Source organism: Streptomyces sp. NPDC049887, assembly GCF_040656535.1.
GTDB lineage: Bacteria > Actinomycetota > Actinomycetes > Streptomycetales > Streptomycetaceae > Streptomyces.
This window is the reverse complement of the sequence record NZ_JBFAMM010000028.1, coordinates 52,821-75,466: the sequence shown is the minus strand read 5'-3', so window position 1 is coordinate 75,466 and position 22,646 is coordinate 52,821. Positions and strand designations below refer to the sequence as shown.

Sequence of the window (22,646 nt, the reverse complement as noted above, 5' to 3'; positions counted from 1 at the left end):
ACTTCATGAGTCCACCGCGAGCGTGCGGTGCGAACCGCTCCTCACCGCGCCGATGTTGTCGCCGTCGGCGAACGCCGGTGCCATCGAGCCGGCGGTGGCACCGGGCATCGGGACGAACGCCTGCTCACCCTCCGCCCTGCCCCGCCTCGACGGCCGCCTGGCCGAGGTCGCCGCCGATCGCCGTCACCGGCTCCCCCGGCGGTCGGGCCGGCACCCCTCGCCTCCGCCCAGGCCCCGAACTTCTCGGTGACGTCGGCGAGTCCGCCGCCCCCCGACGTATCGGGCCGTGTCCCAGTCGCCGACCGACGGTGGTCCCCACCGGGGCGAGGACGGGGGCGGCCATTCGGGCGGGAGGCTTCACGGCGGCATCCTCCGGGGAGTTGCTGCAGCATGGGCAATGCGCGGTTCGCGGTGCGCAACACGCAGAAGGCCGGCTGCCCCATGGGAGCGGCACGAGGTCTCGACCACTCTTGACCGGTGGACGCACACCGTGCAACGAGACGCCGACGCCCCCTGGGACGCAACGACGTGCGGGCCGGGCAGGCAGCGCACGGGCGCCGGACGACACGAACGGCCCCCGGGACGCACCACGCCGGTGCGTCCCGGGGGCCGTCCCCGAGCCGGAAGGGAGATCCGGCGGCCGGCGGACCGGCCGTCCGGCTACTTCTTGTCCTTGCCGCCCTTGTCCTTGTCCCCACCGGGGCCCATGGACTCGTAGATCTCCTTGCACATCGGGCACACCGGGTACTTCTTGGGGTCGCGCCCCGGCACCCAGACCTTGCCGCACAGTGCCACCACGGGAGTGCCGTCGAGGGCACTCGCCATGATCTTGTCCTTCTGGACGTAATGGGCGAAGCGCTCGTGGTCGCCGTCGCCGTGCGACACCTGGGGTGTCGGCTCCACGAGGGTGCCCGTACCTGCCCCGCGCTCGGGCTCGAGAGTGCTCATAGCAGCCAAGGGTACTCAAGCCGCGCGGATTCAGTTCAGCGACGGGTCGTCCGGATAGGTGGCCACCATCGCGAGTTCGTTGCGCTGCCTCCGCAGCACGGACCGCCAGAGCGACTCCGGCCGCGGGGAGGAGACGTCGCCGGGCTCGGACTCCACGACGTACCAGGCACCCTCGCCCAGCTCGTCCTCCAGCTGCCCCGGACCCCAGCCCGCGTATCCCGCGAAGATCCGCAGCGATCCGAGCGAGGAGGCCAGCAGCTCCGGCGGGGCCTCCAGGTCGACGAGGCCGATCGCCCCGTGGACCCTCCGCCAGCCGAGCGGCCCCTCGTCACCGGGGATGACGGCGAGGCCGAGCGCCGAGTCGAGGGAGACCGGACCGCCCTGGAAGACCACGCCGGGCTCACCGGCCAGACCCGCCCAGGGCTCCAGGATGTCGCCGACGCCGACGGGGGTGGGCCGGTTGAGGACCACGCCGAGGGAACCCTCCTCGTCGTGGTCGAGCAGGAGCACCACCGCGCGGTCGAAGTTCGGGTCCGCGAGGGCCGGAGTGGCGACGAGCAGCCGCCCTGTGAGGGAGGACACCTCGGTCATGGGAGACATGATCCCGCATCTTGGCCCTCCGCGGGGAGCGGGCGTCCCGGTCCGGACCGACGCAGCTCAGGGCGCACCGCTGCAGCGGAAGGGCGCGCCCGCCGAAGCAAGCGGATGGTGACCCTCCGGAGGCGCACCCAAACAGAACGTATTGTGCCGAATTCATTACACCTGCGTGGTGCCCTTGGCCTTACGAGACAGGGGTAGGAGGGCCTTAACCTTTTCTCTGGCCCCTGCCCGAACTCCTCCCCGGCTCCACTGGGAGGACCCTCCGGAACGCGAGATTCATGACCGGCACAGACGATGTACTGCTTGTCCACGGCGGAACCCCGCTGGAGGGCGAGATCCGCGTCCGCGGCGCCAAGAACCTGGTGCCGAAGGCAATGGTCGCCGCGCTGCTCGGCAGCGAGCCGAGCCGGCTGCGCAACGTGCCCGACATCCGCGACGTGCGGGTCGTGCGCGGGCTGCTGCAGCTGCACGGTGTGACGGTACGGCCCGGGGACGAGCCCGGCGAACTGGTGCTCGACCCGACGCACGTGGAGAGCGCGAACGTCGCGGACATCGACGCCCACGCCGGTTCCTCGCGCATCCCGATCCTGTTCTGCGGCCCGCTGCTGCACCGGCTCGGGCACGCCTTCATCCCGGGGCTGGGCGGCTGCGACATCGGCGGTCGGCCGATCGACTTCCACTTCGACGTGCTGCGGCAGTTCGGCGCGAAGATCGAGAAGCGGGCGGACGGGCAGTACCTGGAGGCCCCGCAGCGGCTTCGCGGATGCAAGATCCGCCTGCCGTACCCGTCGGTGGGCTCCACCGAGCAGGTGCTGCTGACCGCGGTGCTGGCGGAGGGCGTCACGGAGCTGTCGAACGCGGCCGTGGAACCGGAGATCGAGGACCTGATCTGCGTCCTGCAGAAAATGGGCGCGATCATTTCCATGGACACCGACCGGACCATCCGGATCACCGGTGTGGACCGTCTCGGCGGCTACACCCACCGGGCGCTCCCGGACCGGCTGGAGGCCGCGTCCTGGGCCTCGGCGGCGCTGGCGACCGAGGGCAACATCTACGTGCGGGGCGCACAGCAGCGCTCGATGATGACCTTCCTCAACACCTACCGGAAGGTCGGCGGCGCCTTCGAGATCGACGACGAGGGCATCCGCTTCTGGCACCCGGGCGACTCCCTCAACGCGATCGCCCTGGAGACCGACGTGCACCCCGGCTTCCAGACGGACTGGCAGCAGCCCCTGGTGGTGGCGCTCACGCAGGCGGCGGGCCTGTCGATCGTGCACGAGACGGTGTACGAGTCACGGCTCGGCTTCACCTCGGCGCTCAACCAGATGGGTGCGCACATCCAGCTGTACCGGGAGTGCCTGGGCGGCTCGGACTGCCGCTTCGGCCAGCGCAACTTCCTGCACTCGGCGGTCGTGTCCGGCCCGACGAAGCTCCAGGGCTCGGATCTGGTGATCCCCGACCTGCGCGGCGGCTTCTCGTACCTGATCGCGGCGCTGGCGGCGCAGGGGACGTCCCGGGTGCACGGGATCGACCTGATCAACCGCGGCTACGAGAACTTCATGGAGAAGCTCGTCGAGCTCGGCGCGAAGGTCGAGCTGCCGCGCGGCGCGGTCGTCTGACCTCGCCCGCCCCTCCGAGCGCCGGTCCGGCCGGACCGGCGCTCGGTGCGTTCCCGTACGCGACGGAGGCGGGCGCGTCGCCCGCGCGGCCGTGGCGCCTGCTTCCGCACGCGCCCGCGTACCGGCGACTCCGTGCACGGCGGAGGCAGGGCGCGTCTCCCCGTACCGCCCACCGAGGGCCCGGCACCACCACGAACAGGCGCGTCGGCACGTACCCGAGGCACCCGGCCTCCTCCGGCACCCGGTCGCGGGCTCCCGTCCCCGTCCCCGTCCACGGCCTCAGGCACTCTCCTCCCTGCGCCGCCGGACCTCGTGCCCACTGCCCCGGCGCCGCGCACGGATGACCCGGCCCTCACCCGCACCGGTGGCCGCGTGCGTCGGCGCGCCCGGGGCCGCCCACGGTCCCGTGCGCCCCACGCGCCTCCCCGGCGGGCAGCGCACACCTCCTCGATGCGGCTCCTCGGCCGGCCCGGGGCGCGCGAGGCCGTGACCGGGCGCCGTGGCCCGTCGCGGCCCCGGAGACAGCGCGAGGGCGGCCACCCCCCGACGGGAAGTGGCCGCCCTCGCGCTCTGAGCCTTACTTGCCCTTCGCGGCTTCCTTGAGCTTGGAGCCCGCGGAGACCTTCACGCTGTAGCCGGCCGGGATCTGGATCGGGTCGCCGGTCTGCGGGTTACGAGCGGTGCGAGCGGCACGGTGGGTGCGCTCGAAGGTCAGGAAACCGGGGATGGTGACCTTCTCGTCGCCCTTGGCGACGATCTCGCCGACGACCTCGGCGAAGGCGGCCAGCACAGCGTCGGCGTCCTTGCGGGTCACCTCGGCACGGTCGGCCAGCGCGGCCACCAGCTCACTGCGGTTCATGTTCTTACTCCCGTGTTCTTCTTGCCTGTGAGGCGTGAGATCGAAGCCGATGCTGCCAGGGCCCTCGGACGGTTCCCCGGACCCGGGTCTGCTGTCAGACCCTCGCGCCCAATTGAGCATCCTGCCCCCACCAGCGGCGGGAAAGCCAATCCGGCACCCTCCGGAGTCACACGAAAAGCGCCACTGGCTCGTTCCGGTGACGTTCCGTCGACTCCCCGGGGACTCCACGGAGCCGCAACGGTCCGAAGGAACCTCCGGAGGACGGACCCTCCGAAGTCGTGCGGCCCGTACCGGGCCCATGGTCCGCCACCCTAAGGGCGGTTTTCCGGGCCCGCGACTCGCGACGCGCCGGACTCAGGACGAGGTGGGACCCGTCACAGCCGCGCCCGCCGCCCTCGCGGCGTCCCGGACGGCCCCGGCGACGGCGCCCGCGACCTTGTCGTTGAAGACGGACGGGATGATGTAGTTCGGATTGAGCTCGTCCTCGGTGACGACGTCCGCCAGCGCCGTGGCCGCGGCGAGCATCATCTCCGTGTTGACGGTGCGGGACTGCGCGTCCAGGAGGCCTCGGAAGACACCCGGGAACACCAGCACGTTGTTGATCTGGTTCGGGAAGTCGCTGCGGCCCGTGGCCACAACTGCCGCGGTCTGCCGGGCGATTGCCGGGTCCACCTCGGGGTCGGGGTTCGCGAGCGCGAACACGATGGCGTCGTCCGCCATCCCCGCGACATCCTCCGCGCCCAGCACGTTCGGGGCGGAGACCCCGATGAACACGTCGGCGCCGCGCACCGCTTCCCTCAGCGTGCCGGTGACGCCCTCGGGGTTGGTGTTGTCGGCGATCCAGCGCAGCGCCGATCCGGGGGCGGCGTCCACGAGGTCCTCGCGTCCGGCGTGCACGACGCCGTGGATGTCGGCGACGACGGCGTGCTTGACACCCGCCGCGATGAGCAGCTTCAGGATGGCGGTACCGGCCGCGCCGGCGCCGGACATCACGACGCGGACGTCCCCAACCGCCTTGCCCACCACGCGCAGTGCGTTGGTGAGGGCGGCGAGCACGACGATCGCGGTGCCGTGCTGGTCGTCGTGGAAGACGGGGATGTCGAGGGCCTCGCGCAGCCGTGCCTCGATCTCGAAGCAGCGGGGCGCGGAGATGTCCTCCAGGTTGATGCCGGCGAAGCCCGGGGCGATGGCCTTGACGATCTCGACGATGGCGTCCGTGTCCTGGGTGTCCAGGCAGAGCGGCCAGGCGTCGATGCCGGCGAAGCGCTTGAAGAGGGCGGCCTTGCCCTCCATGACGGGCAGGGCGGCCTTCGGGCCGATGTTGCCGAGGCCGAGCACGGCGGAGCCGTCCGTCACGACGGCGACGGAGTTGCGCTTGATGGTGAGGCGGCGGGCGTCCTCGGGGTTCTCGGCGATGGCCATGCACACACGGGCCACACCCGGGGTGTAGACCATGGAGAGGTCGTCACGGTTGCGGATGGGGTGCTTGGACTGCATCTCGATCTTGCCGCCGAGGTGCATGAGGAAGGTCCGGTCGGACACCTTGCCGAGGGTGACGCCCTCGATGCCGTGCAGCTTCTCGACGATCTCGTCCGCGTGCGTCGTGGAGGTCGCCGCGATGGTGACGTCGATCCGGAGCTTCTCGTGGCCGGACGCGGTGACGTCGAGACCGGTGACCGAGCCGCCGGAGGACTCCACGGCGGTGGTGAGCTGCGAGACCGCGGTTCCGCTCGCGGGCACCTCCAGCCGGACCGTCATCGAGTACGAGACGCTGGGCGCCGTTGCCATGTCCGAGTTCCTCTGCTTTCCCTAGCTTCGTTGCCGCACCGCCCGGTGGTGACCGGGCGGGGCCATCCGATGGTCGCACCTACCTGCCAGTAGCAGGTAATACTGGTCGTTTTGGTTTTGGAAAACTTTTTCCACCATACGAGAAGTCAGGGAGAAGCAGAAGAGCGGAGAAACGGAAGAGGTCCGCGTCACCGTGGTGACGCGGACCTCTTCGCGATGCTCTGGTGACACCGACCCGCCATGCTCGCCTCGCGGCAAGTGGTCCCTCTGAGGGACGAAGGTTGGGCCCGGGGGCTTGGATCGAGCCGGTGCCACACACAGGCTAACAAAGAGTCCCAGAAGGTGATTCCCCGCTCCGCGAGTTGACCCCCGTTCGGCCGTCCGCCCACCCCGTACGGCCCGCGGTCCGTCAGCGGGCCGGGACGTGGTGCACCAGCAGTCCGGGCGGGCCCTCAGTCCCTCAGCAGGTCCGGGACCCCGTCCGCGTCCGGCTCGTCGCGCCGGCCCGACACCACGGTCAGCCGCTGGGTGGCGCGGGTCAGCGCCACGTACAGCACCCGCAGGCCGGCCGGCGACTCGTCGGCGATCTCCGCGGGCGAGACGACCACCGTCGCGTCGTACTCCAGCCCCTTCGCCTCGAGCGAACCGAGGGCGACCGCGCGGTCGCCGAGACCGTCGAGCCAGCGGGCGGCCTCCGCGCGCCGGTCCATCGCGACCACGACGCCGACGGTTCCGTCCACCTCGTCCAGCAGCCGCTGGGTCTCCAGCCGGACGGTCCGCTCCAGGTCGTCGCGCGCCACCGCGAACCGGGGCCGCAGGCCCGTCGAGCGGACGGCGCGGGGCGCCACCATTCCCGGCATCGCCAGCGTCAGCACCCGGGCGGCGATCTCGGCGACCTCGGAGGGGTTGCGGTAGTTCACGGTGAGCTCGAAGCGCCGGCGCGGCCGGGAGCCGAGGGCGTCGTCGCGCGCCTCGGCTGCCTCGTCCGGGTCCGACCAGGACGACTGGGCGGGGTCGCCCACGATCGTCCAGGTGGCGTGCCGGCCGCGGCGGCCGACCATCCGCCACTGCATGGGTGTGAGGTCCTGCGCCTCGTCCACGATGACGTGCGCGTACTCGGTGCGCTCCGCCGCCAGCCGCTCGGCCCGCTCGCGCTGGGACTCCTCGCGCTGCGGCATCAGCTCCTCCAGGCCGGTGAGCTGGTCCAGCGGATCGGCCTCGCGCTTCTTCCTCGGGCGGACCGGGGTGCCGAGGATCGCCTGCAGTTCGTCGAGGGCCGCGACGTCGTGCGCGGACAGGCCGGCGCGTCTCAGGCTGCGGGCGAGTCTTCGCACCTCGCCGGGGTTGAGGACCCGTCGCGACCAGCGGCCGAGCCGGCGCTCGTCGGCCATCGCCGCGAGCACCCCGAGCGGCGTCAGCTCGGGCCACCAGGCGTCGAGGAAGTCGACGAACGAGTCCTCGGAGGTGACGTCGTCGTCGAAGGAGGAGCGAAGCTCGGCGGCCAGTTCCGGGTCGGTGTGCCGGCCGGCCGCGCCCGACTTCGCGTACAGGGCGTCCAGGAGCAGTCTCCGGGCCCGCGGCCGCAGCAGGTTGACCGGCGCGGTGCCGCCCAGGACGGTGTGGCGGATGCGCTGGAGCTCGTCGGACTCCAGCTCCAGCCTGCGGCCGAAGGCCACCACCCGCAGCCGGTCGGGGGTCTCGCCGAGCTCCAGGGCACCGCGGGCGGCCTTGCGCAGCACCTTCAGCATCCGCAGCGAGCCCTTGACACGGGCGACGGCCGGATCGTCGTACGTGGTGGCCTCGGCCCCGTCCACCAGGGAGCCGACCGCGCGGATCGCCACCTGTCCCTCCTCGCCCAGCGAGGGCAGCACGCCCTCGGTGTAGGCGACCAGCAGCGGGGTCGGGGAGACGACCAGGATGCCGCCCGCGTACCGGCGCCGGTCCTGGTAGAGCAGGTACGCGGCGCGGTGGAGCGCGACGGCCGTCTTCCCGGTGCCCGGACCGCCCGAGACCTCCGTGACCGAGGCGGCGGGCGCCCTGATCACCAGGTCCTGCTCGGCCTGGATGGAGGACACGATGTCCCGCATGGTGTGGGTGCGGGCCTGGCCGAGCGCGGCCATCAGGGCGCCGTCGCCGATGACGGGCAGTTCGGCGCCGCCGAGGCGTGCGGTCAGCTCGGGGCGCATCAGGTCGTCCTCGACGCCGAGGACGCGGCGGCCCTTGGAGCGGATGACGCGGCGGCGCACGACACGGCCGGGATCGACGGGGGTGGAGCGGTAGAAGGGTGCCGCCGCCGGGGCGCGCCAGTCGATGACCAGGGGCGCGTAGTCGGCGTCGAGCACGCCGATCCGGCCGATGTGCAACGTCTCGGCGATGTCGGCGTACTGCCCCGCACCGTCCGCCCGCACGGCGTCCTCGGCCGGCTCGACGGAGGTGTACGCCCCGTCGGGACCCCTCTTGCCGTCCTTGCCGCGGAGCAGGTCGATCCGGCCGAAGAGGAAGTCCTCGAACTCGCTGTTGAGCCGGTTGAGGTGGATCCCGGCCCGGAACACCTGGGCGTCCCGCTCGGCGAGCGCGCCGGGCGTCCCGACCTGGCCGCGTTTGGCGGCGTCGTCCATCAGGAACTCCGCCTCGTGGATCTTCTCCTCGAGGCGGCGGTACACCTGGTCCAGATGGTCCTGTTCGACAAGGATCTCGCGGTCCCGGACCGAGTCGACAGCGGCTTCCTGCGCGGCCACCGTGGCCCCCTTCTGACGTGCACTGGGCAGCCGTCAACCGTACGCGAAGGGGGCCGTTATGTCAGGCGGAAGGTCGCCTGTCGCGGTCCGGGTGTCCGTGGTTCAGGCGCCGACCTCCACCAGGCGCTTCCCGTCGAAGGTGCGGACCTCGAAGTGATCGATCTCGTTGCGGTCCATGGCGGCGCCGCCGTGGATGTACAGAGGCTTCTTGGCCTCCTTGTTCGTGCTGTCGGCGATGCCGTACCCGCGGTCGGGGACGGACCAGGAGGTCACGACCTCCTCCTCACCGCTTCTGGAGACGGCGATGAGGCTGCACTTCTGGGGGCCCTTGACGTTCTTGAGCTCCAGGACGGCGTGGGTGCCCCAGCCCTTCTCCTCCAGGCCGACGGTGGCGGTGACCTTGGTGACCGCGTCCGTCGCCTCGACCTTCTCCGCCATGCCGTCGAAGAACTCGTTCTCCGCGGGGCTGGTCGGGTGCGGCGCGGCGACGTTGCCCGCCGTGGCGTCGTCCTGGGTGACGACCACCGCGACCGCGGGACCGCCGAGGATCAGCACGGCCGAAGCCGCGATCATGTACATGCTGCGACGGCGCTTCCGGGAACGCTTCACCGCGACCTCGTCCACGAGCCGGTCCAGCAGCTGCGGGCTCGGCGCCGTCGGGACCGTGACGGTGGGCCGGGGCGGCGGCTGCATGATCCTGCTGTCGAAGGGCAGCACGGTGGGTTGCTGGGGCACGGCCGGCTGTGCCGGGGCCTCGGCGAGCATCGCCAGCATCGGCTCCATGCCCGCGAACTCCTCGAGGTGGGCGGCACAGATGTCGCAGCCGGCCAGATGCGCCTCGAACGCGGTGGCTTCCGCGTCGTCGAGGATGCCGAGGACGTACGCCCCGGCCGTCTCGTGGACCGACCCCTCTTCGGACTGTCCGAACTGCCCGAACTGGTCCTGCCTGTTCATGCCGTGACCCCCCTCTCCTCCAGAGCGAGCTTCATGGAACGCAGTGCGTAGAACACACGGGACCGCACGGTCCCGCTGGGTATGCCGAGCTTCTCGGCCGCCTCATTGACCGTACGCCCTTTGAAATACGTCTCGACGAGTACTTCCCTGTGAGCAGGGGTCAAATCATCGAGCGCATCGGATAGCGTCATCAGCCACAACGCCTTGTCGATCTCGTCCTCCGCGGGCATGACCTCCAGCGGCGACGGATCGACCTCCTGCGGCCGGGCCTGCCGGCTGCGGTGACCGTCGATGACGATACGCCGTGCGACCGTCACCAGCCAGGGTCGGACAGAGCCGGTGGCCCGATTGAGCTGACCGGCGTTCTTCCAGGCACGGATGAGCGTCTCCTGTACCACGTCCTCGGCACGCTGGCGGTCGCCGGCCACGAGGCGGAGCACATAGGCGAGGAGAGGTCCGGCGTGCTCCTGATACAGCACGCGCATCAGCTCCTCGTCAGGGACGGATGTGCTGGTGCGCGACGAGTCGGCGCGATGCCGGGCCCTGCCTGAACGGTCATCGGCCACGGCGGCATCCTTGCGCACCTGAACCTCCCGGTCGAGACCCTGTCTGATGTCTGACTGCTTGTCTGTCGTCCATCACTACGGAGGAGCCCGCCGATCGACTCAACGCGTCCGGGAAAAACTTTCAAGATTTTTTGGCGTGACGCCCCGTTGCCCGCCGATCCGGTCGGCGATACCGGTCATAGCGGCGCGAAATGATCACCTGTCAAGCCCTGGAGAGCGCCGCGCGACGCCGGTGCCGCGCCACGCGCTCCCGATTGCCGCACACCTCGCTGGAACACCAACGGCGACGCCGGCCGCGGGATGTGTCGAGATACACACGGCGGCAGCCGTCGCCCTCGCAGCGACGGAGCCGGGCGCGGGCCACGGGATCGGTGAGCAGGTCCACCGCGTCGCGGGCGACGGCGGCGAGCAGCGCGGCGCATTCGGGGCGGGCGAGCGGGGCCCGGACCAGTTCGCCCTCGTCGTCGCGCACGGCCGTGACGGCGGGCGGGGCGGAGGCGGAGGCGAACGCGTTGAGCCGTACGAGGGCGCCGTCCGGACCGCCGTGGCGCCCGGGAGCGGACACGTCCGGCCGGTGGTCGATCTGGGCGTCCACCAAGCCCTCCACACAGGCGCCGAGTTCGCGGAACGGGGGCACCCACCACGCGGTCACCGCGCCCAGGGGGGTGCCCGGCGGCAGCAGTCGGCAGCCATGAGCCACCGCCCGAGCCCTCCGGGGTCCTCCGGTCCCACCGCCACGAGGTCCAGGCAGACGCGCCCGGAGTCGAACCGCCCGTCGTACGAGCCCATGCCCATGAACTCAGGGTGCCCGTGCGAGCCCGCTCCGGGAACCCCCCGGGTACGAACCCCGGACGCCGGGCGGGCCCGACGTGCCCCGACGCGTCCCGATCCCCGTGGGACGACGGGGCCCTACGGAGTTGTCCACCGCGCGGGCGCCCTCGGCACCGTGGCAGCGGGGGCCGTCCGCCGCGACGTGCCGTGCCCGCGCAACCCCGTCAGGCGTCCGCGTACTTGGTGTCGACCGCCGGGTCGAGTGCCAGCCGGTAGCCCCGCTTCACCACGGTCTGGATGAGGTTGGGGACGCCGAGGGCCGTGCGGAGACGGGCCATGGCCGTCTCCACGGCGTGCTCGTCACGGCCGGCGCCGGGCAGCGCGCGCAGCAGGTCGGCGCGGGAGACCACCCAGCCGGGACGGCGGGCCAGGGCGTTGAGCAGCGACATCCCGGCCGGCGGCACCGGCCGTACCTGGCCGTCGACGAGGACGGCATGGCCGCGGATCTCGACCTGGCGGCCGGCCACCGGCAAGGTCCGGGCCCTCGATGGCAGTTCGAGGCAGAGCAGCTGGACGAGCGGGCCCAGCCGGAAGCGGTCGGGCTGGACCGTGTCCAGCCCGCGTGCCTGGAGCGGAAGGGCCGTAACCGGTCCCACGCAGGCCGGCAGCACGTCGTGGGCGAGCGCGTCGAGCAGCTCCGGCAGCACTCCGCGGTCCTCGGCACGGGAGAACAGCGAAGCCGCGGCCGGGGCACTGGTGAACGTCACCGCGTCCAGGGACCGGCCGACCGTCGCGTCGAGCAGCCGGTCCAGCGGAGCGAGGTCCTCGGGGGGCATCCACCGGTACACGGGGACGACGACGACCTCGGCGCCCCCGGCCCGCAGCGCCTCCACGAACCCGGGAAGCGGTTCGCCGTGCAGCTGCAGCGCCACCCGGCGGTCCGCGACGCCCTCCTCGAGGAGCCGGTCGAGCACTTCGGCCATGGACTCGGACGTGGGCGACCACTCCTCCGTCAGCCCGGCCGCCCGGATCGCGCCCTTCACCTTGGGGCCGCGGGCGAGGAGCTCGACGCCGCGCAGGCAGGCGAGCAGTTCCTCGCCGAAGCCCCAGCCGTCGGCGGCCTCCACCCAGCCCCGGAATCCGATCGCCGTGGTGGCGACCACCACGTCCGGGGCGTTGTCGATGAGTTCCCTGGTGGCGGCGAGCAACTCGCCGTCGTCCGCGAGCGGCACGATCCGCAGGGCGGGTGCGTGGAGCACCGTCGCCCCGCGGCGCTGCAGCAGCGCGCCCAGTTCGTCCGCGCGCCTGGCCGCCGTGACCCCGACCGTGAAGCCCGAGAGGGGGGCGACCGCGGCAGCGGCGTGCTGTTCGTGGTACATGCCGACCGAGCCTGGCAAGGAAGCGTGACAGGCTCGGTTCGGCTGCGTTTCCCCGTGGTTACGAGGCACTCCTGCTCACACCTCGGCGTAGCTGAGCTGCGGCTTCTTCTCGGTCGTCGCGGCAGGTGCGGCGGTCTGTGCGGGCTTGCGAAGGTATACGGCCCAGGTGACCGCGAAGCACAGCACGTAGTAGCCGAGGAAGACCACGAAGGCGCTCGTGCCGCTGCCCGAGGTGAGGAAGGACTGCCGAAGGGCGAGGTTGATGCCGAGCCCGCCGAAGGCGCCGACCGCGCCGATCAGGGCCATGGTCGCCCCCGACAGCCGTCGGGCGTAGATCTGGGCCTCCTCGCCCAGGAGGCCCTTGGCCTGCGCCTTTGTCCGGTAGATGCCGGGAATCATCTTGTACGTCGACCCGTTGCCGATGCCGGTGAGGATGAACAGGATGATGAATCCGGCGATGAACAGGGCCAGCGACTTCTGCATGGAGGCGGCCACGACCACGCCGACCGCGACGGTCATGAGGGCGAAGTTCCACAGGGTCACCCTGGCCCCGCCGAGCCGGTCGGCGAGATGGCCGCCGATGGGACGGATGAGCGAACCGAGCAGCGGGCCGACGAAGGTGAGCGAGGCGGCCTGCAGCGGGGTACGGCCGAACTGGTTCTGCAGGACGAGCCCGAAGGCGAAGCTGTAGCCGATGAAGGAGCCGAAGGTGCCGATGTAGAGGAAGGACATGATCCAGGTGTGGCTGTCCCTGACGGCCTCCTTGGCGGCGCCGGAGTCGTTCTTCACCGGACCGAGGTTGTTCATGTACGCGGCGCTGAGCACGGTGGCCATGATGATCAGCGGAATGTAGAGGCCGACCAGCAGCCGCGGCTGCGTGGCTCCGGCGGTCGCGATGACCAGCAGCCCGAGCAACTGCACCACGGCCACGCCGATGTTGCCGCCGCCCGCGTTCATACCGAGCGCCCAGCCCTTGAGGCGCAGCGGGTAGAAGCTGTTGATGTTGGTCATGGAGGAGGCGAAGTTCGCCCCGCCGACTCCGGTGAGGATCGCGACCACCATGAAGGTCGTGTACGAGGTGCCCGGTTCCATGACGGCGAAAAGGGCGATGGTCGGTACCAGCAGCATGCCGGCGCTGAAGATCGTCCAGTTCCGGCCGCCGAACCGGGCCACCGCGAATCCGTAGGGCACCCGGAGCGCCGCGCCGACCAGTGAGGCGACGGCGACCAGGAAGAACTTGCCGGCCGGGTCGATGCCGTACTGGGGCCCCATGAAGAGAGCCATCACCGAGAACATGCTCCACACGGAGAATCCGATGTGCTCGGAGATCACCGAAAAGACCAGGTTCCGCTTGGCGATGTGCTTGCCTTCCGCCTCCCAGAAGGTCTCGTCCTCCGGGTCCCACTGCTCGATCCACTTGCCGGCCATGGCGTGCCTCCACTGATGCTCCGGGTAGTGGACCCGACGCTAGGCACGGCGGGTTTCATCGCCGTGCTGCGAGATGACCGCGGTGGAACCTTGCTCTCACCCGATGCTCAGGCGCTGTGTGAGCGCCCCCGTCCGCGGACCGCCCGCGGCGTCTTCTCGCCCTTCGCTCCGTTCGGCCAGAGCCGGGGGCGGCGCTTGGCGGCGACGTCCTCCAGCCAGCCCACGGCCATGATCGTCAGCCCGATCAGCGGGAAGACGACGATCAGCATCAGGACCGGGTACGCCCGCTCCAGATGGCCCGAGTACGTCGGCCAGACGCCCGGGATCTTCCAGAGCAGATCGATGACCGGGATCGTCGCCATGATCAGCAGGTTGTGCCAGAGGTAGATCGTCACGGCCCGGTTGTTGGACAGGGTGATCAGGCCGTCGAAGTGCGCGAGCCTCCCCGGGAGCCGCTGCCAGGACGGGGAGTAGGCGAGCAGGATCACACAGAAGCCGAACGACCAGGTGGCCTGGGCGAGCGGGATGTCGTTGAGGTCCCAGCCGTCCGGGCCCAGATGCCCCGAGGCCCACCACAGCCCGAAGGCCATGATCAGCGAGGACACTGACACGGAGACGTACCGCGGGAGCTTCTCGAACAGGCCCTCCTGGTGGGCGAAGCCGAGCACCCAGCACGATCCGTAGGTGGCGAAGTCGGTGATGGCGTTGCCCGTCTCGCCGGGGATCTTGAACAGCCCGGAGCCGACGACCGCGGCGAGCGCCAGCGGGGCGAACAGCGTCGCCCACGGCAGCCTGCGGAAGGCCCACAGCAGCAGCGGCGAGGCGATCACGAACCACAGATAGGCGCGGATGTACCAGAGCGGACCCGCCGCCTGGACGGCCCAGGTGTCATCGAGCAGTCCCGAGGCGTCACCGCTGTGCCAGGGGTACGGCGGTGCGCCGACGGGGACGATGTACCAGGCCAGCTTGACGAACCACCAGATCCCCTCCTCCTTCACCGGCTTCCAGCCGAAGTAGAAGATCACTGGGAGCACGAAGGCCGAGAACGCCCACATCGGCGGCAGCAGCCGCCGGACGCGACCCCGGATGACGCCCCACGCGGGCCGCGCCAGCGAGCGGGCCATCAGCGAGCCGGCCAGTGCGAACATCACGCCCATGGACGGGAAGAGCACCGTCAGCCAGGCCCAGCCGAAGATGTGGTAGACGATGACGCGGACCAGGGCGATGGAGCGCAGCAGGTCGAGGTAGCGGTCCCGGCCCGGCCGCTTCGGAGCGGCGTCGGGCGCAGGGGCCGTGGGCGCGGTCTCGCCGGCCCGGTGCCGTGCCCCGGCCGGAGGGGTGCCGCCCAGGTCGAGCGAGGACGAGGTCATCCGACGGGCCTCCGCTCGCCACTGCCCTGGCGCTGGTTCGGTATCGAACCCGGCGCCTCCACCACCCCGGTGCGCCGCAGCTTCTGCCAGCGGAGGCGGCCGCCGGTGAGGGCGGTGATCCAGGACTGGAGCAGCACCACGTACATGAGCTGCCGGTACAGGAGTTGCTGGAGGGGCAGGGAGACCAGATGCACCATGCGTTCCTTGTCGAGCCGGAACGCGTAGGCGGCGCACACGGCCTGGATGGCGAGGACGCCGAGCCAGGCGACGACCGTCTTCTGGGTGGGGCCGAAGACGAGCCCGTAGAGCAGGAAGACGTCGATCAGCGGGGCGAGCAGCGGGAACAGCACCATGAACAGCGAGACGAGCGGCAGGCCGACCCGGCCGAAGCGGCCGGAGGGGCCGCTCTCGAGCACGGAGCGGCGGTGCTTCCAGATCGCCTGCATCGTGCCGTACGACCAGCGGTAGCGCTGGGACCACAGCTGCTGCACCGACTCCGGGGCCTCGGTCCAGGCGCGGGCCCGCTCCGCGTACACCACGCGCCAGCCGTCGCGGTGGATGGCCATGGTGATGTCGGTGTCCTCGGCGAGGGTGTCGTCGCTCATGCCGCCGACCCGTTCCAGGGCCTCGCGGCGGAAGGCGCCCACCGCGCCGGGAATCGTGGGCATGCACCGCAGCACGTCGTACATGCGGCGGTCCAGGTTGAAGCCCATGACGTACTCGATGTGCTGCCAGGCGCCGATCAGGCTGTCCCGGTTGCCGACCTTGGCGTTGCCCGCGACCGCGCCGACGCGCGGATCGCCGAAGGGCTGCACCAGTTCGCGGACGGTGGACGGCTCGAAGACGGTGTCCCCGTCCATCATCACGATGATGTCATGGCGGGCGTTGCGGATGCCGTTGTTGAGCGCCTCCGGCTTGCCCGCGTTGGCCTGGCGGACGACCCGGACGTTGGGCAGCCACATGTCGTCGACGATGTCGGCGGTGCCGTCCGACGAGCCGTCGTCGATGACGATGACCTCGATCGGGTGGTCGCTCTCCATCAGCGAGCGCACCGTGTTCTCGATGCACTCCTTCTCGTTGTACGCGGGGACCAGCACGGTCACGGGTTCGGTGACGGCCGGGCCCCAGCGGAAGCGGCGGCGCACCTTGCGGGCGTGGCCGAAGGAGAGGAGCAGCATCAGGCCGAAGCGGAGGATGACCAGGACACCGATCGCGGCGAGGCCGACGGTCAGCGCCGAGGTGGTCCGCTCGGAGACGGCGACGGCGCCGACCCACGCCTTGCCCTTCCACAGCTCGGGTCCGGTGACCGGCGTGTGGGCACTGGGCGCGCCGAGGGCCTCGGTGAGGTTCGCGAACCGGTAGCCGCGCTCCTTCATGTCCGGCAGGAAGCGGCTGAGGGCGGTCACGGTCTGGGAGCGGTCACCGCCGGAGTCGTGCATCAGCACGATGGAGCCCTTGGTGCCCTCGGGGGTGGCGCGCTTGATGATCGCCTCGACGCCGGGGCGCTTCCAGTCCTCGCTGTCCGTGTCGTTGAACGCGGTGATGTAGCCGCGGCTGCCGATGTACTCGGTGACCGGCCAGGACTTGTCGTCCAGGGCGGCCGAGAACGACGAGTACGGGGGCCGGAACAGCGAGGTGCGGATACCGGCGGCGCCCGCGAGCGCCAGCTGGTTCTGCGAGAGCTCCCAGTCGATCCGGCTCTGCGTCTGGAGTGCCAGATCGGGATGGTTGAAGGTGTGCAGGCCGAGTTCGTGGCCCTCCGCGACCATCCGCCGCACCAGTTCCGGATGGCGGGAGGCCATCGTGCCGGTCACGAAGAACACCGCGTGGGCGTCGTACTGCTTCAGCTTGTCGAGGACCTTCGGCGTCCACACCGGGTCGGGCCCGTCGTCGAAGGTCAGCACCAGGTTCTTGTCCGGGACACTGAGCGCCTTGGGCGCGCCGGGGGTGCGGGCGTCGATGACGGGCCCGCCGTTCAGTATCTGCTGGGGCACCTGGCCGCTGGAGGCCGGGGGGCGCACACGGTGGTCGGCGAGGATCTCGCTGTGCACGTAGCCGCGCAGCATGAGCATCGCGAGGAGCGCGACGAGGAAGAGCGAGGGCAGCAGATAGCGCATGGGAAGCCTGCGCCGAGCGGCGGACCGCCTTGCGCTCTTCCTGCGCCGGACACCCCGTTTGCCGGAGGCGGTCATCTAGCCGGCACCTTCCCCGGCCAGCTGCTGGCCCTGTGCCACCGGCTCGCCGGTGGGTTCTTCCGTCGCGGTCTCGCTGGGTGTGGGGTCGACCGGGTCCGGCGGCGGCTCCTCGCCGCCCGTGCCGCCCGTGCTCCCGACGCCGCCCGTGCCTCCCGGTGCCGTGGACACGGTGGGCTTCGGGTCGGTCGTCGCCCCGCCGGTGCCGGCGCCGCCGGTGGTGGTGGCCGCGCCGCTGCCGGAGGCGCCCGACGGGCCGCTGCGCTGCTCGCCGCCCGGCTCGCCGGCGGACCCGACGGGCTGCCGCGGCACGTCGGCCGGGCTGCCGGAGGACGAGGGGACGCCTGCGACGACCTCGGCACCGGCGGGAGCGGACGGGGCCTCGGAGGGCCCGGGGGTCTCCTCGGCGGTGTCCGCCTTGTCGTCCGCCGGGCCGGGGATGAGGAGCGACGGCGCGTTGGAGTTGCCGCCGATGAGGGCGACCGCGAGGGTCACGGCATAGCCGGCGCAGACGAGTGCCAGCACCCATCCGATACGGCGGAACTTCTTGCTGCGACGGCCGCTCTCGTCGACGAACACGGGCCCGTCTGCGTCTTCCTGAGCGGCCTCAGGGTTCATCCGGGCAGCCTGGAGGTTCCTGAACTCCACGCTGTCGATCTGGATCGTGACCTCGTTTGGGTCATGACTGCGCCCTATTCGGGACTTTTCTGGCCTGTTTTCCACTGCTGTACGCTCTTCCCCCACTGAACGGAGAGGTGGGAGCGCCGGCGGAACCGGACACCTGCCGTCGGACCGAGCCCCCTAAACCCGGGCCGAGCACCCCCTACCACGTTGCACCCGGACCACGAATGTAGCGCACGCGGCTGACGGCCGGGCCGCGGAGTCAGGTGTTCCGCGCCATAGCAGCCCTGTCGTCGTCCGGCAGCCAGCCGTCCGGCGGCATGTCCAGCCATCCTTCCGACGCGATCATTTCGGCCATGACGGAACGCAGGACACCGAGGCCGGGGTGGTGCAGCCCACGCCGCCGGACCAGCGAGACCGGCGACAGCGGCACGGGGTCGACGAGCGGCCGGACGACCATGCCCGGCACGGGGAGGAACTCGGTGCTCGCCAGCACCGACCAGCCCTGTTTGCGCACCACCCGGACGAACTCCTCCTGCCCGGCTATCTCGGGGAAGGGGGCGGCCATGCGGATTCCGCGGCCGGCGAAGAGCCGGGCGGCGAGGTCGGTCCACTCCGCGGTGGCCGCGTTGCCCGCGCCGGCGTACAGGGTCTCCCCGGCCAGGGCGTCCACCGGTACCGCGTCGAGCGCGGCGAGCGGATGGGCGTCGTGGAGCAGTACGGCCATCCGCTCGTAGCGCACCGGTTCATGGGCCAGTTCGGAACGCAGCGCCGCGTCGATGCCGGCGATCCTGCCGAAGGAGACATCGAGCCGGCCGGCGACGATCTCCGCGGCCGCGCCGGTGAGCCCGCTGAGGTAGCGGGCCACGAACTCCAGGCCGGGGGCCGCTCCGCGGGCCTCGCCGAGCAGCCGGTGGGCCGTCCCCACCGGGGCGCCCACGTCGACGAGGAGCGGGCGTTCCGTGTCGGCGAAGGCGGAGGCCAGGGCGTCGTGGGCGTCCAGCACCCGCCGGGCGTACGGCAGCAGCCGCTCGCCCTCGGCGGTCAGCCGCACCTGCCGGGTGGTCCGGACGAACAACTCGCAGCCCACCGCCCGCTCCAGCCGCCGGATGTCGCGACTGAGCGCCTGCTGGGCGACGTACAGCCGGGCGGCCGCCCGGGTGAAGTGCAGTTCGGCGGCGACCGCGAGGAAGGCGCGGAGCAGACGGGGTTCGAGGTCCTGGGGCACCCCGAGAACTTACAACAGAAGTGCGTCAATGGGGTTCGAACAGGTGTTGGACCCCCGAGGGGCCCCGCCGCGAACCTTGATCCATGCCACAGTCGAACTCACCCCGGATGACCACGTCCGGCGGGACCCTGGTCCTGGTGTCCCGGGACCGGGAACCGGGTCCCTCCCGCCCGCCGGGCCCGTACCGCCGGCTCTTCGCCGTTCCCGGCGCGCGGGCCTTCACCGCCGGGAACCTCCTCGCCCGGCTGCCCATGGGCATGTTCGGCGTCAGCGCCGTGATCATGATCGCCGGGCAGCGCGGCTCGTACGCCCTCGCCGGCGCCGTCACGGCGACCGGTCTGGCCGCGACCGCGCTCGTCGCCCCGTTGACGGCACGGCTCGTCGACCGCCACGGGCAGGCCCGCGTCGCCGTCCCCGCCACCGCGCTGGCCGTGCTGGGCTCGCTCGCCCTGGTGCTGTGCGTCCGTCACGGAGCCCCCGACTGGACGCTGTTCGCCGCGCACGCCGCGACCGCCACGACGCCCAACACCGGCGGGATGTCCCGGGCCCGCTGGGCCCACCTGCTGAAGGGCGACCCGGCCGCCCGGCACACCGCGAACTCCTTCGAGCAGGCCGTCGACGAACTGTGCTTCATGCTCGGGCCGGTGCTCGCCGCCTGGCTCTGCGCGGGACTGTTCCCGGAGGCCGGGACCCTGGTCGGCGCGGGGCTGCTGCTGACGGGCGTGGTCCTGTTCGCGGCCCAGCGGTCCACCGAGCCGCCCGTGTCGGACAGGAGCGCGCAGCCGCGCTCCCCACTGCGCGCGCCCGGCATGGTCCCGATGCTCGCCGTCTTCCTCGCCACGGGGGCCGTCTTCGGCTCGATGGAGGTCGTCACCATCGCCTTCGTGGACGGTCCGGCGGCGGGTGCGGTGCTGGCCCTCCAGGCCGCCGGCTCCTGTCTCGCGGGCCTCGTCTACGGCCGGGTCCGCCGTACCGCCCGGCTGCGGACCTGTCTCGCCGCGATGACGCTCCTCATGGCGCTGCCGCTGCTCGCCGCGGCCGGCACGGGCTCCCTGCTCGCGGTCTCGGGTGCGCTGCTGCTCGGCGGAATGGCGACGGCGCCGACCATGGTGACCGGCATGACCACGATCCAGCGCATCACCCCGGCCGGCCAACTGAACGAGGGAATGACCCTGGCCGTGACGGCGCTGCTCGGCGGGATCGCGGCCGGTTCGGCGGCGGGCGGCTGGACGGTGGAGCACGCCGGCGCGGCCCACGGCTACGCGATCCCGGTCACGGCCGCCGCCCTGGCGCTGGCCCTGGCGCTGCTGCCTCCACGTACGACGAAGGCCCGGCTGTCGTGACAGCCGGGCCTCGCCCACATGGGGTGCGGTGTCCGGGGGCGGGCCCCCGGATGTTCCACTGGTGGAGATGGCGGGAATCGAACCCGCGTCCAACGGTGCGGAATCAGGGCTTCTCCGTGTGCAGTCCGCTGCGATTTTCTCGGCCCCGGAGATCACGCGGACAAGTCTCCGACGGGCTCAGTCACTGTTTGGTTTCCCTCTACACCCCGTGACCGGGCCTAGAGGTTCAGTTCCCTAGCTGATGCCAGGATCCGGGTCGGGAACAGCCCCGGGCTGACACTTCGCAAGTCGCTACTTAGGCAGCGAGGGCGAAGGAATCGCGCTTGGTGTTGGCGATTATTGGTTGCGACATATGGTTTACGAGATCATTGCCGCTTCCTCGACACGCTTCCCCTGCTTCGACAGCCGCTGTCGAAACCGATCATCCCCATGTTGATTTTTCAAACCCGCCCCCTCTGAGGAGGGCAGGAGCCATCGTACGTGACCAACGCACGACCGTGCCAGCGTATTCCGCGCGCCGGCTCAGGCCCGCTGCCGCCGGCGTGCCGCGGACATCGCCCGGTCGGCCTCGCGGCGGTCCTGCTTCTCCCGCAGGGTCTGCCGCTTGTCGTACTCCTTCTTGCCCTTCGCGAGGGCGATCTCGACCTTGGCCCGGCCGTCCTTGAAGTACAGGGCGAGCGGCACGATCGTGTGACCCGTCTCCTGGGACTTCGACTCCAGCTTGTCGATCTCCGCCCGGTGCAGCAGCAGCTTCCGCTTCCGCCGGGCGCTGTGGTTGGTCCAGGTGCCCTGGCTGTACTCCGGCACGTGGACGTTGTGCAGCCACGCCTCGTGGTCGTCGATGTGGACGAAGCCGTCCGCCAGCGAGGCCCGCCCCTGACGCAGCGACTTCACCTCGGTACCCATCAGCACGAGACCGCACTCGTAGGTGTCGAGGATGTGGTAGTCGTGCCGCGCCTTCTTGTTCTGCGCGATCAGCTTGCGCCCTTTTTCCTTAGCCATAGTGCGGTCATTTTCGCACTACGACCCCGCCCCGAGGCCACTCAATACCGTCTGCGCCCGCTCCTCGGCCCGCTCGCTCACGGCCAGGTCCGGGGTGATGCCCCGGCCGTCGACATCGTGACCGGACGGGGTGCGGTAGTGACCGACGGTGAGCTCCGCGACGGACCCGTCGGGCAGCCGCTCCGGCATCTGCACCGAACCCTTGCCGAAGGTGCGGGCACCGACGGTGACGGCGCGTCCCCTGTCCTTGAGGGCGCCCGTGACCAGCTCGGCCGCGCTCATCGTGCCGCCGTCCACGAGGGCGACGACGGGCCGCTCGGTGTCCCCGCCGGGCCGGGCGTAGAGGGCCTTCTGCTCACCGCGCACGTCGTACGTGGCGACCAGGCCACCGTCCAGGAAGGCGGACGCCGCCGTGACGGCCTCGGAGACCAGCCCGCCGCCGTTGCCCCGCAGGTCCAGCAGGACCCCGGCGCCCTCGGGTGCCGACTGGACCGCCTGCCGCACCCGCTCCCCGGTGCCCTTGGTGAAGGCCGCCACCTTGATCAGCACGGCCTCGCCACCGAGCCTGCGGACGGTGACCGCCTCGGTGGCAAGCCGCGCACGCTGCAGCGTGCGGTTCCAGATGCGGTCACCGCGCTGGAGACCGAGCACGACGGACGAGCCGGCACCGGCGCTCTTGCCGTCACCACGCAGCAGCCGGACGACCTCGCTGACGGGCCGGCCGTCTATCCGGGCGCCGTCGACCGTGCGCAGCTGGTCGCCGACGCGGATGCCGGCTCTCTCGGCGGGGCCGCCGCGCTGCAGGCGGGCGACCTCCACCCGGCCGTCGGCGCCGCGCCTGGCCCACAGACCGACACCGGTGTACGAACCGTCGAGAGCCCGCGCGAACTCCTCGTACTCGCCCTTGTCGTACACCGCGCCCCAGCGGTCCCCGCTGCGGCTCACGACCTCTTCCGCGGCCTTGGCCCCGGACTTGCCGTCCGCGGCGGCCTCGGCGGCGGCCCGCGCGATCTCTTCGCGGTCCACCGTGGCCGCGGCGGCCCGCACGGGCGGTTCGGGCGACTCGCCGTCACCGCTGGGCAGCAGGCCCGTCACGGAACCGGTGACGAGGGCGCCGGCGAACACCAGCGTCAGGAGCGCCCCATGGCGCAGGCCACGGGGCACCTTGGGTGATCCGGGGCCCAACATGGCGCCCACTCTAGGACAAGCGAAGGGCGCCGTAGGGTCGTTGACCCGTACG

The 22,646-nt window shown here is 71.4% G+C and carries 17 protein-coding genes, 1 other RNA gene and 2 pseudogenes; 2 read left to right on the top strand and 18 right to left on the bottom strand.

The genetic code is table 11. The annotated features are described in order from the left end of the window. Positions 1 to 9 precede the first annotated feature (9 nt). The 3 genes and pseudogenes from AB0J10_RS27815 to AB0J10_RS27805 form a co-directional block, all read right to left on the bottom strand. Positions 10 to 181 (bottom strand): annotated as a pseudogene (locus AB0J10_RS27815) (ABC transporter substrate-binding protein); the annotation flags it as partial. Positions 182 to 660: 479 nt separating this feature from the next. Next, positions 661 to 948, bottom strand: coding sequence for a DUF3039 domain-containing protein (locus AB0J10_RS27810; protein WP_017947978.1), 288 nt, complete (start codon positions 946 to 948; stop codon positions 661 to 663). Positions 949 to 978: 30 nt separating this feature from the next. Next, a complete protein-coding gene (locus tag AB0J10_RS27805; RefSeq protein ID WP_269730144.1) occupies positions 979 to 1,539 on the bottom strand; it encodes a YqgE/AlgH family protein in 561 nt (186 codons plus the stop codon). Positions 1,540 to 1,826: 287 nt separating this feature from the next. Here AB0J10_RS27805 and murA point away from each other — a divergent pair, with 287 nt between their 5' ends. Further along, positions 1,827 to 3,167 carry a UDP-N-acetylglucosamine 1-carboxyvinyltransferase gene (murA, locus tag AB0J10_RS27800; RefSeq protein WP_363065204.1) on the top strand — a complete coding sequence of 447 codons (1,341 nt, stop codon included), beginning with the start codon at positions 1,827 to 1,829 and terminating at the stop codon, positions 3,165 to 3,167. 577 nt (positions 3,168 to 3,744) lie between these two features. Here murA and AB0J10_RS27795 read toward each other — a convergent pair. From AB0J10_RS27795 to AB0J10_RS27740, 12 genes and pseudogenes are all read right to left on the bottom strand, one after another. After that, the gene (locus tag AB0J10_RS27795; protein ID WP_017947975.1) at positions 3,745 to 4,026 is read right to left on the bottom strand and encodes an HU family DNA-binding protein; all 282 of its coding nucleotides are present in this window, start codon (positions 4,024 to 4,026) and stop codon (positions 3,745 to 3,747) included. A gap of 354 nt (positions 4,027 to 4,380) precedes the next feature. Then, the gene (locus AB0J10_RS27790; RefSeq protein WP_363065203.1) at positions 4,381 to 5,814 is read right to left on the bottom strand and encodes an NAD-dependent malic enzyme; all 1,434 of its coding nucleotides are present in this window, start codon (positions 5,812 to 5,814) and stop codon (positions 4,381 to 4,383) included. Between the two features lie 452 nt (positions 5,815 to 6,266). Then, positions 6,267 to 8,552: a UvrD-helicase domain-containing protein gene (locus AB0J10_RS27785; RefSeq protein WP_363065202.1), complete on the bottom strand. Its 2,286-nt coding sequence runs from the start codon at positions 8,550 to 8,552 to the stop codon at positions 6,267 to 6,269. A gap of 102 nt (positions 8,553 to 8,654) precedes the next feature. Then, on the bottom strand, positions 8,655 to 9,506 hold the full coding sequence (locus tag AB0J10_RS27780) for a zf-HC2 domain-containing protein (RefSeq protein WP_363065201.1): 852 nt from the start codon (positions 9,504 to 9,506) through the stop codon (positions 8,655 to 8,657). After that, entirely contained in the window at positions 9,503 to 10,090 is a 588-nt protein-coding gene (locus AB0J10_RS27775; RefSeq protein ID WP_026165301.1) for a sigma-70 family RNA polymerase sigma factor, read from the bottom strand. The genes AB0J10_RS27780 and AB0J10_RS27775 overlap by 4 nt, the downstream gene beginning before the upstream one ends. Before the next feature lie 184 nt (positions 10,091 to 10,274). Next, a pseudogene (locus tag AB0J10_RS27770) lies at positions 10,275 to 10,867 on the bottom strand (CGNR zinc finger domain-containing protein). 200 nt (positions 10,868 to 11,067) lie between these two features. Continuing rightward, positions 11,068 to 12,222: a uroporphyrinogen-III synthase gene (locus tag AB0J10_RS27765; RefSeq protein WP_363065200.1), complete on the bottom strand. Its 1,155-nt coding sequence runs from the start codon at positions 12,220 to 12,222 to the stop codon at positions 11,068 to 11,070. A gap of 75 nt (positions 12,223 to 12,297) precedes the next feature. Next, positions 12,298 to 13,650, bottom strand: a complete 1,353-nt coding sequence (locus AB0J10_RS27760) for a nitrate/nitrite transporter (protein WP_363065199.1) — start codon at positions 13,648 to 13,650, stop codon at positions 12,298 to 12,300. Between the two features lie 107 nt (positions 13,651 to 13,757). Beyond that, positions 13,758 to 15,020, bottom strand: a complete 1,263-nt coding sequence (locus AB0J10_RS27755; RefSeq protein ID WP_363065198.1) for an acyltransferase — start codon at positions 15,018 to 15,020, stop codon at positions 13,758 to 13,760. Continuing rightward, positions 15,017 to 17,137, bottom strand: a complete 2,121-nt coding sequence (locus AB0J10_RS27750; RefSeq protein WP_363065234.1) for a bifunctional polysaccharide deacetylase/glycosyltransferase family 2 protein — start codon at positions 17,135 to 17,137, stop codon at positions 15,017 to 15,019. Before AB0J10_RS27750 ends, AB0J10_RS27755 begins: the two co-directional genes overlap by 4 nt. A gap of 75 nt (positions 17,138 to 17,212) precedes the next feature. Next, entirely contained in the window at positions 17,213 to 17,860 is a 648-nt protein-coding gene (locus tag AB0J10_RS27745) for a hypothetical protein (RefSeq protein WP_363065197.1), read from the bottom strand. Positions 17,861 to 18,095: 235 nt separating this feature from the next. Continuing rightward, complete coding sequence (locus AB0J10_RS27740) at positions 18,096 to 19,061, bottom strand: LysR family transcriptional regulator (protein WP_363065196.1); 966 nt, start codon at positions 19,059 to 19,061, stop codon at positions 18,096 to 18,098. A gap of 107 nt (positions 19,062 to 19,168) precedes the next feature. Here AB0J10_RS27740 and AB0J10_RS27735 point away from each other — a divergent pair, with 107 nt between their 5' ends. Then, on the top strand, positions 19,169 to 20,404 hold the full coding sequence (locus tag AB0J10_RS27735) for an MFS transporter (protein ID WP_363065233.1): 1,236 nt from the start codon (positions 19,169 to 19,171) through the stop codon (positions 20,402 to 20,404). A gap of 59 nt (positions 20,405 to 20,463) precedes the next feature. On the opposite strand, the gene ssrA is transcribed toward AB0J10_RS27735, so the two are convergent. The 3 genes from ssrA to AB0J10_RS27720 all read right to left on the bottom strand — a co-directional run bounded on the left by ssrA (position 20,464) and on the right by AB0J10_RS27720 (position 22,594). Then, positions 20,464 to 20,833, bottom strand: a transfer-messenger RNA (tmRNA) gene (gene ssrA / locus AB0J10_RS27730). 93 nt (positions 20,834 to 20,926) lie between these two features. Next, on the bottom strand, positions 20,927 to 21,406 hold the full coding sequence (gene smpB, locus AB0J10_RS27725; protein WP_363065195.1) for an SsrA-binding protein SmpB: 480 nt from the start codon (positions 21,404 to 21,406) through the stop codon (positions 20,927 to 20,929). Between the two features lie 18 nt (positions 21,407 to 21,424). Next, a complete protein-coding gene (locus tag AB0J10_RS27720; protein WP_363065194.1) occupies positions 21,425 to 22,594 on the bottom strand; it encodes a S41 family peptidase in 1,170 nt (389 codons plus the stop codon). Between the last annotated feature and the right edge of the window lie 52 nt (positions 22,595 to 22,646).

Coding starts and splice junctions, on each gene's coding strand:
- AB0J10_RS27805 (WP_269730144.1), bottom strand. CDS start 1,539: ATGACCGAGGTGTCCTCCCTCACAGGGCGGCTGCTCGTCGCCACTCCG.
- AB0J10_RS27795 (WP_017947975.1), bottom strand. CDS start 4,026: ATGAACCGCAGTGAGCTGGTGGCCGCGCTGGCCGACCGTGCCGAGGTG.
- AB0J10_RS27760 (WP_363065199.1), bottom strand. CDS start 13,650: ATGGCCGGCAAGTGGATCGAGCAGTGGGACCCGGAGGACGAGACCTTC.
- murA (WP_363065204.1), top strand. CDS start 1,827: ATGACCGGCACAGACGATGTACTGCTTGTCCACGGCGGAACCCCGCTG.
- smpB (WP_363065195.1), bottom strand. CDS start 21,406: ATGGCTAAGGAAAAAGGGCGCAAGCTGATCGCGCAGAACAAGAAGGCG.
- AB0J10_RS27720 (WP_363065194.1), bottom strand. CDS start 22,594: ATGTTGGGCCCCGGATCACCCAAGGTGCCCCGTGGCCTGCGCCATGGG.
- AB0J10_RS27765 (WP_363065200.1), bottom strand. CDS start 12,222: ATGTACCACGAACAGCACGCCGCTGCCGCGGTCGCCCCCCTCTCGGGC.
- AB0J10_RS27810 (WP_017947978.1), bottom strand. CDS start 948: ATGAGCACTCTCGAGCCCGAGCGCGGGGCAGGTACGGGCACCCTCGTG.
- AB0J10_RS27790 (WP_363065203.1), bottom strand. CDS start 5,814: ATGGCAACGGCGCCCAGCGTCTCGTACTCGATGACGGTCCGGCTGGAG.
- AB0J10_RS27755 (WP_363065198.1), bottom strand. CDS start 15,020: ATGACCTCGTCCTCGCTCGACCTGGGCGGCACCCCTCCGGCCGGGGCA.
- AB0J10_RS27750 (WP_363065234.1), bottom strand. CDS start 17,137: ATGCGCTATCTGCTGCCCTCGCTCTTCCTCGTCGCGCTCCTCGCGATG.
- AB0J10_RS27735 (WP_363065233.1), top strand. CDS start 19,169: ATGACCACGTCCGGCGGGACCCTGGTCCTGGTGTCCCGGGACCGGGAA.
- AB0J10_RS27780 (WP_363065201.1), bottom strand. CDS start 9,506: ATGAACAGGCAGGACCAGTTCGGGCAGTTCGGACAGTCCGAAGAGGGG.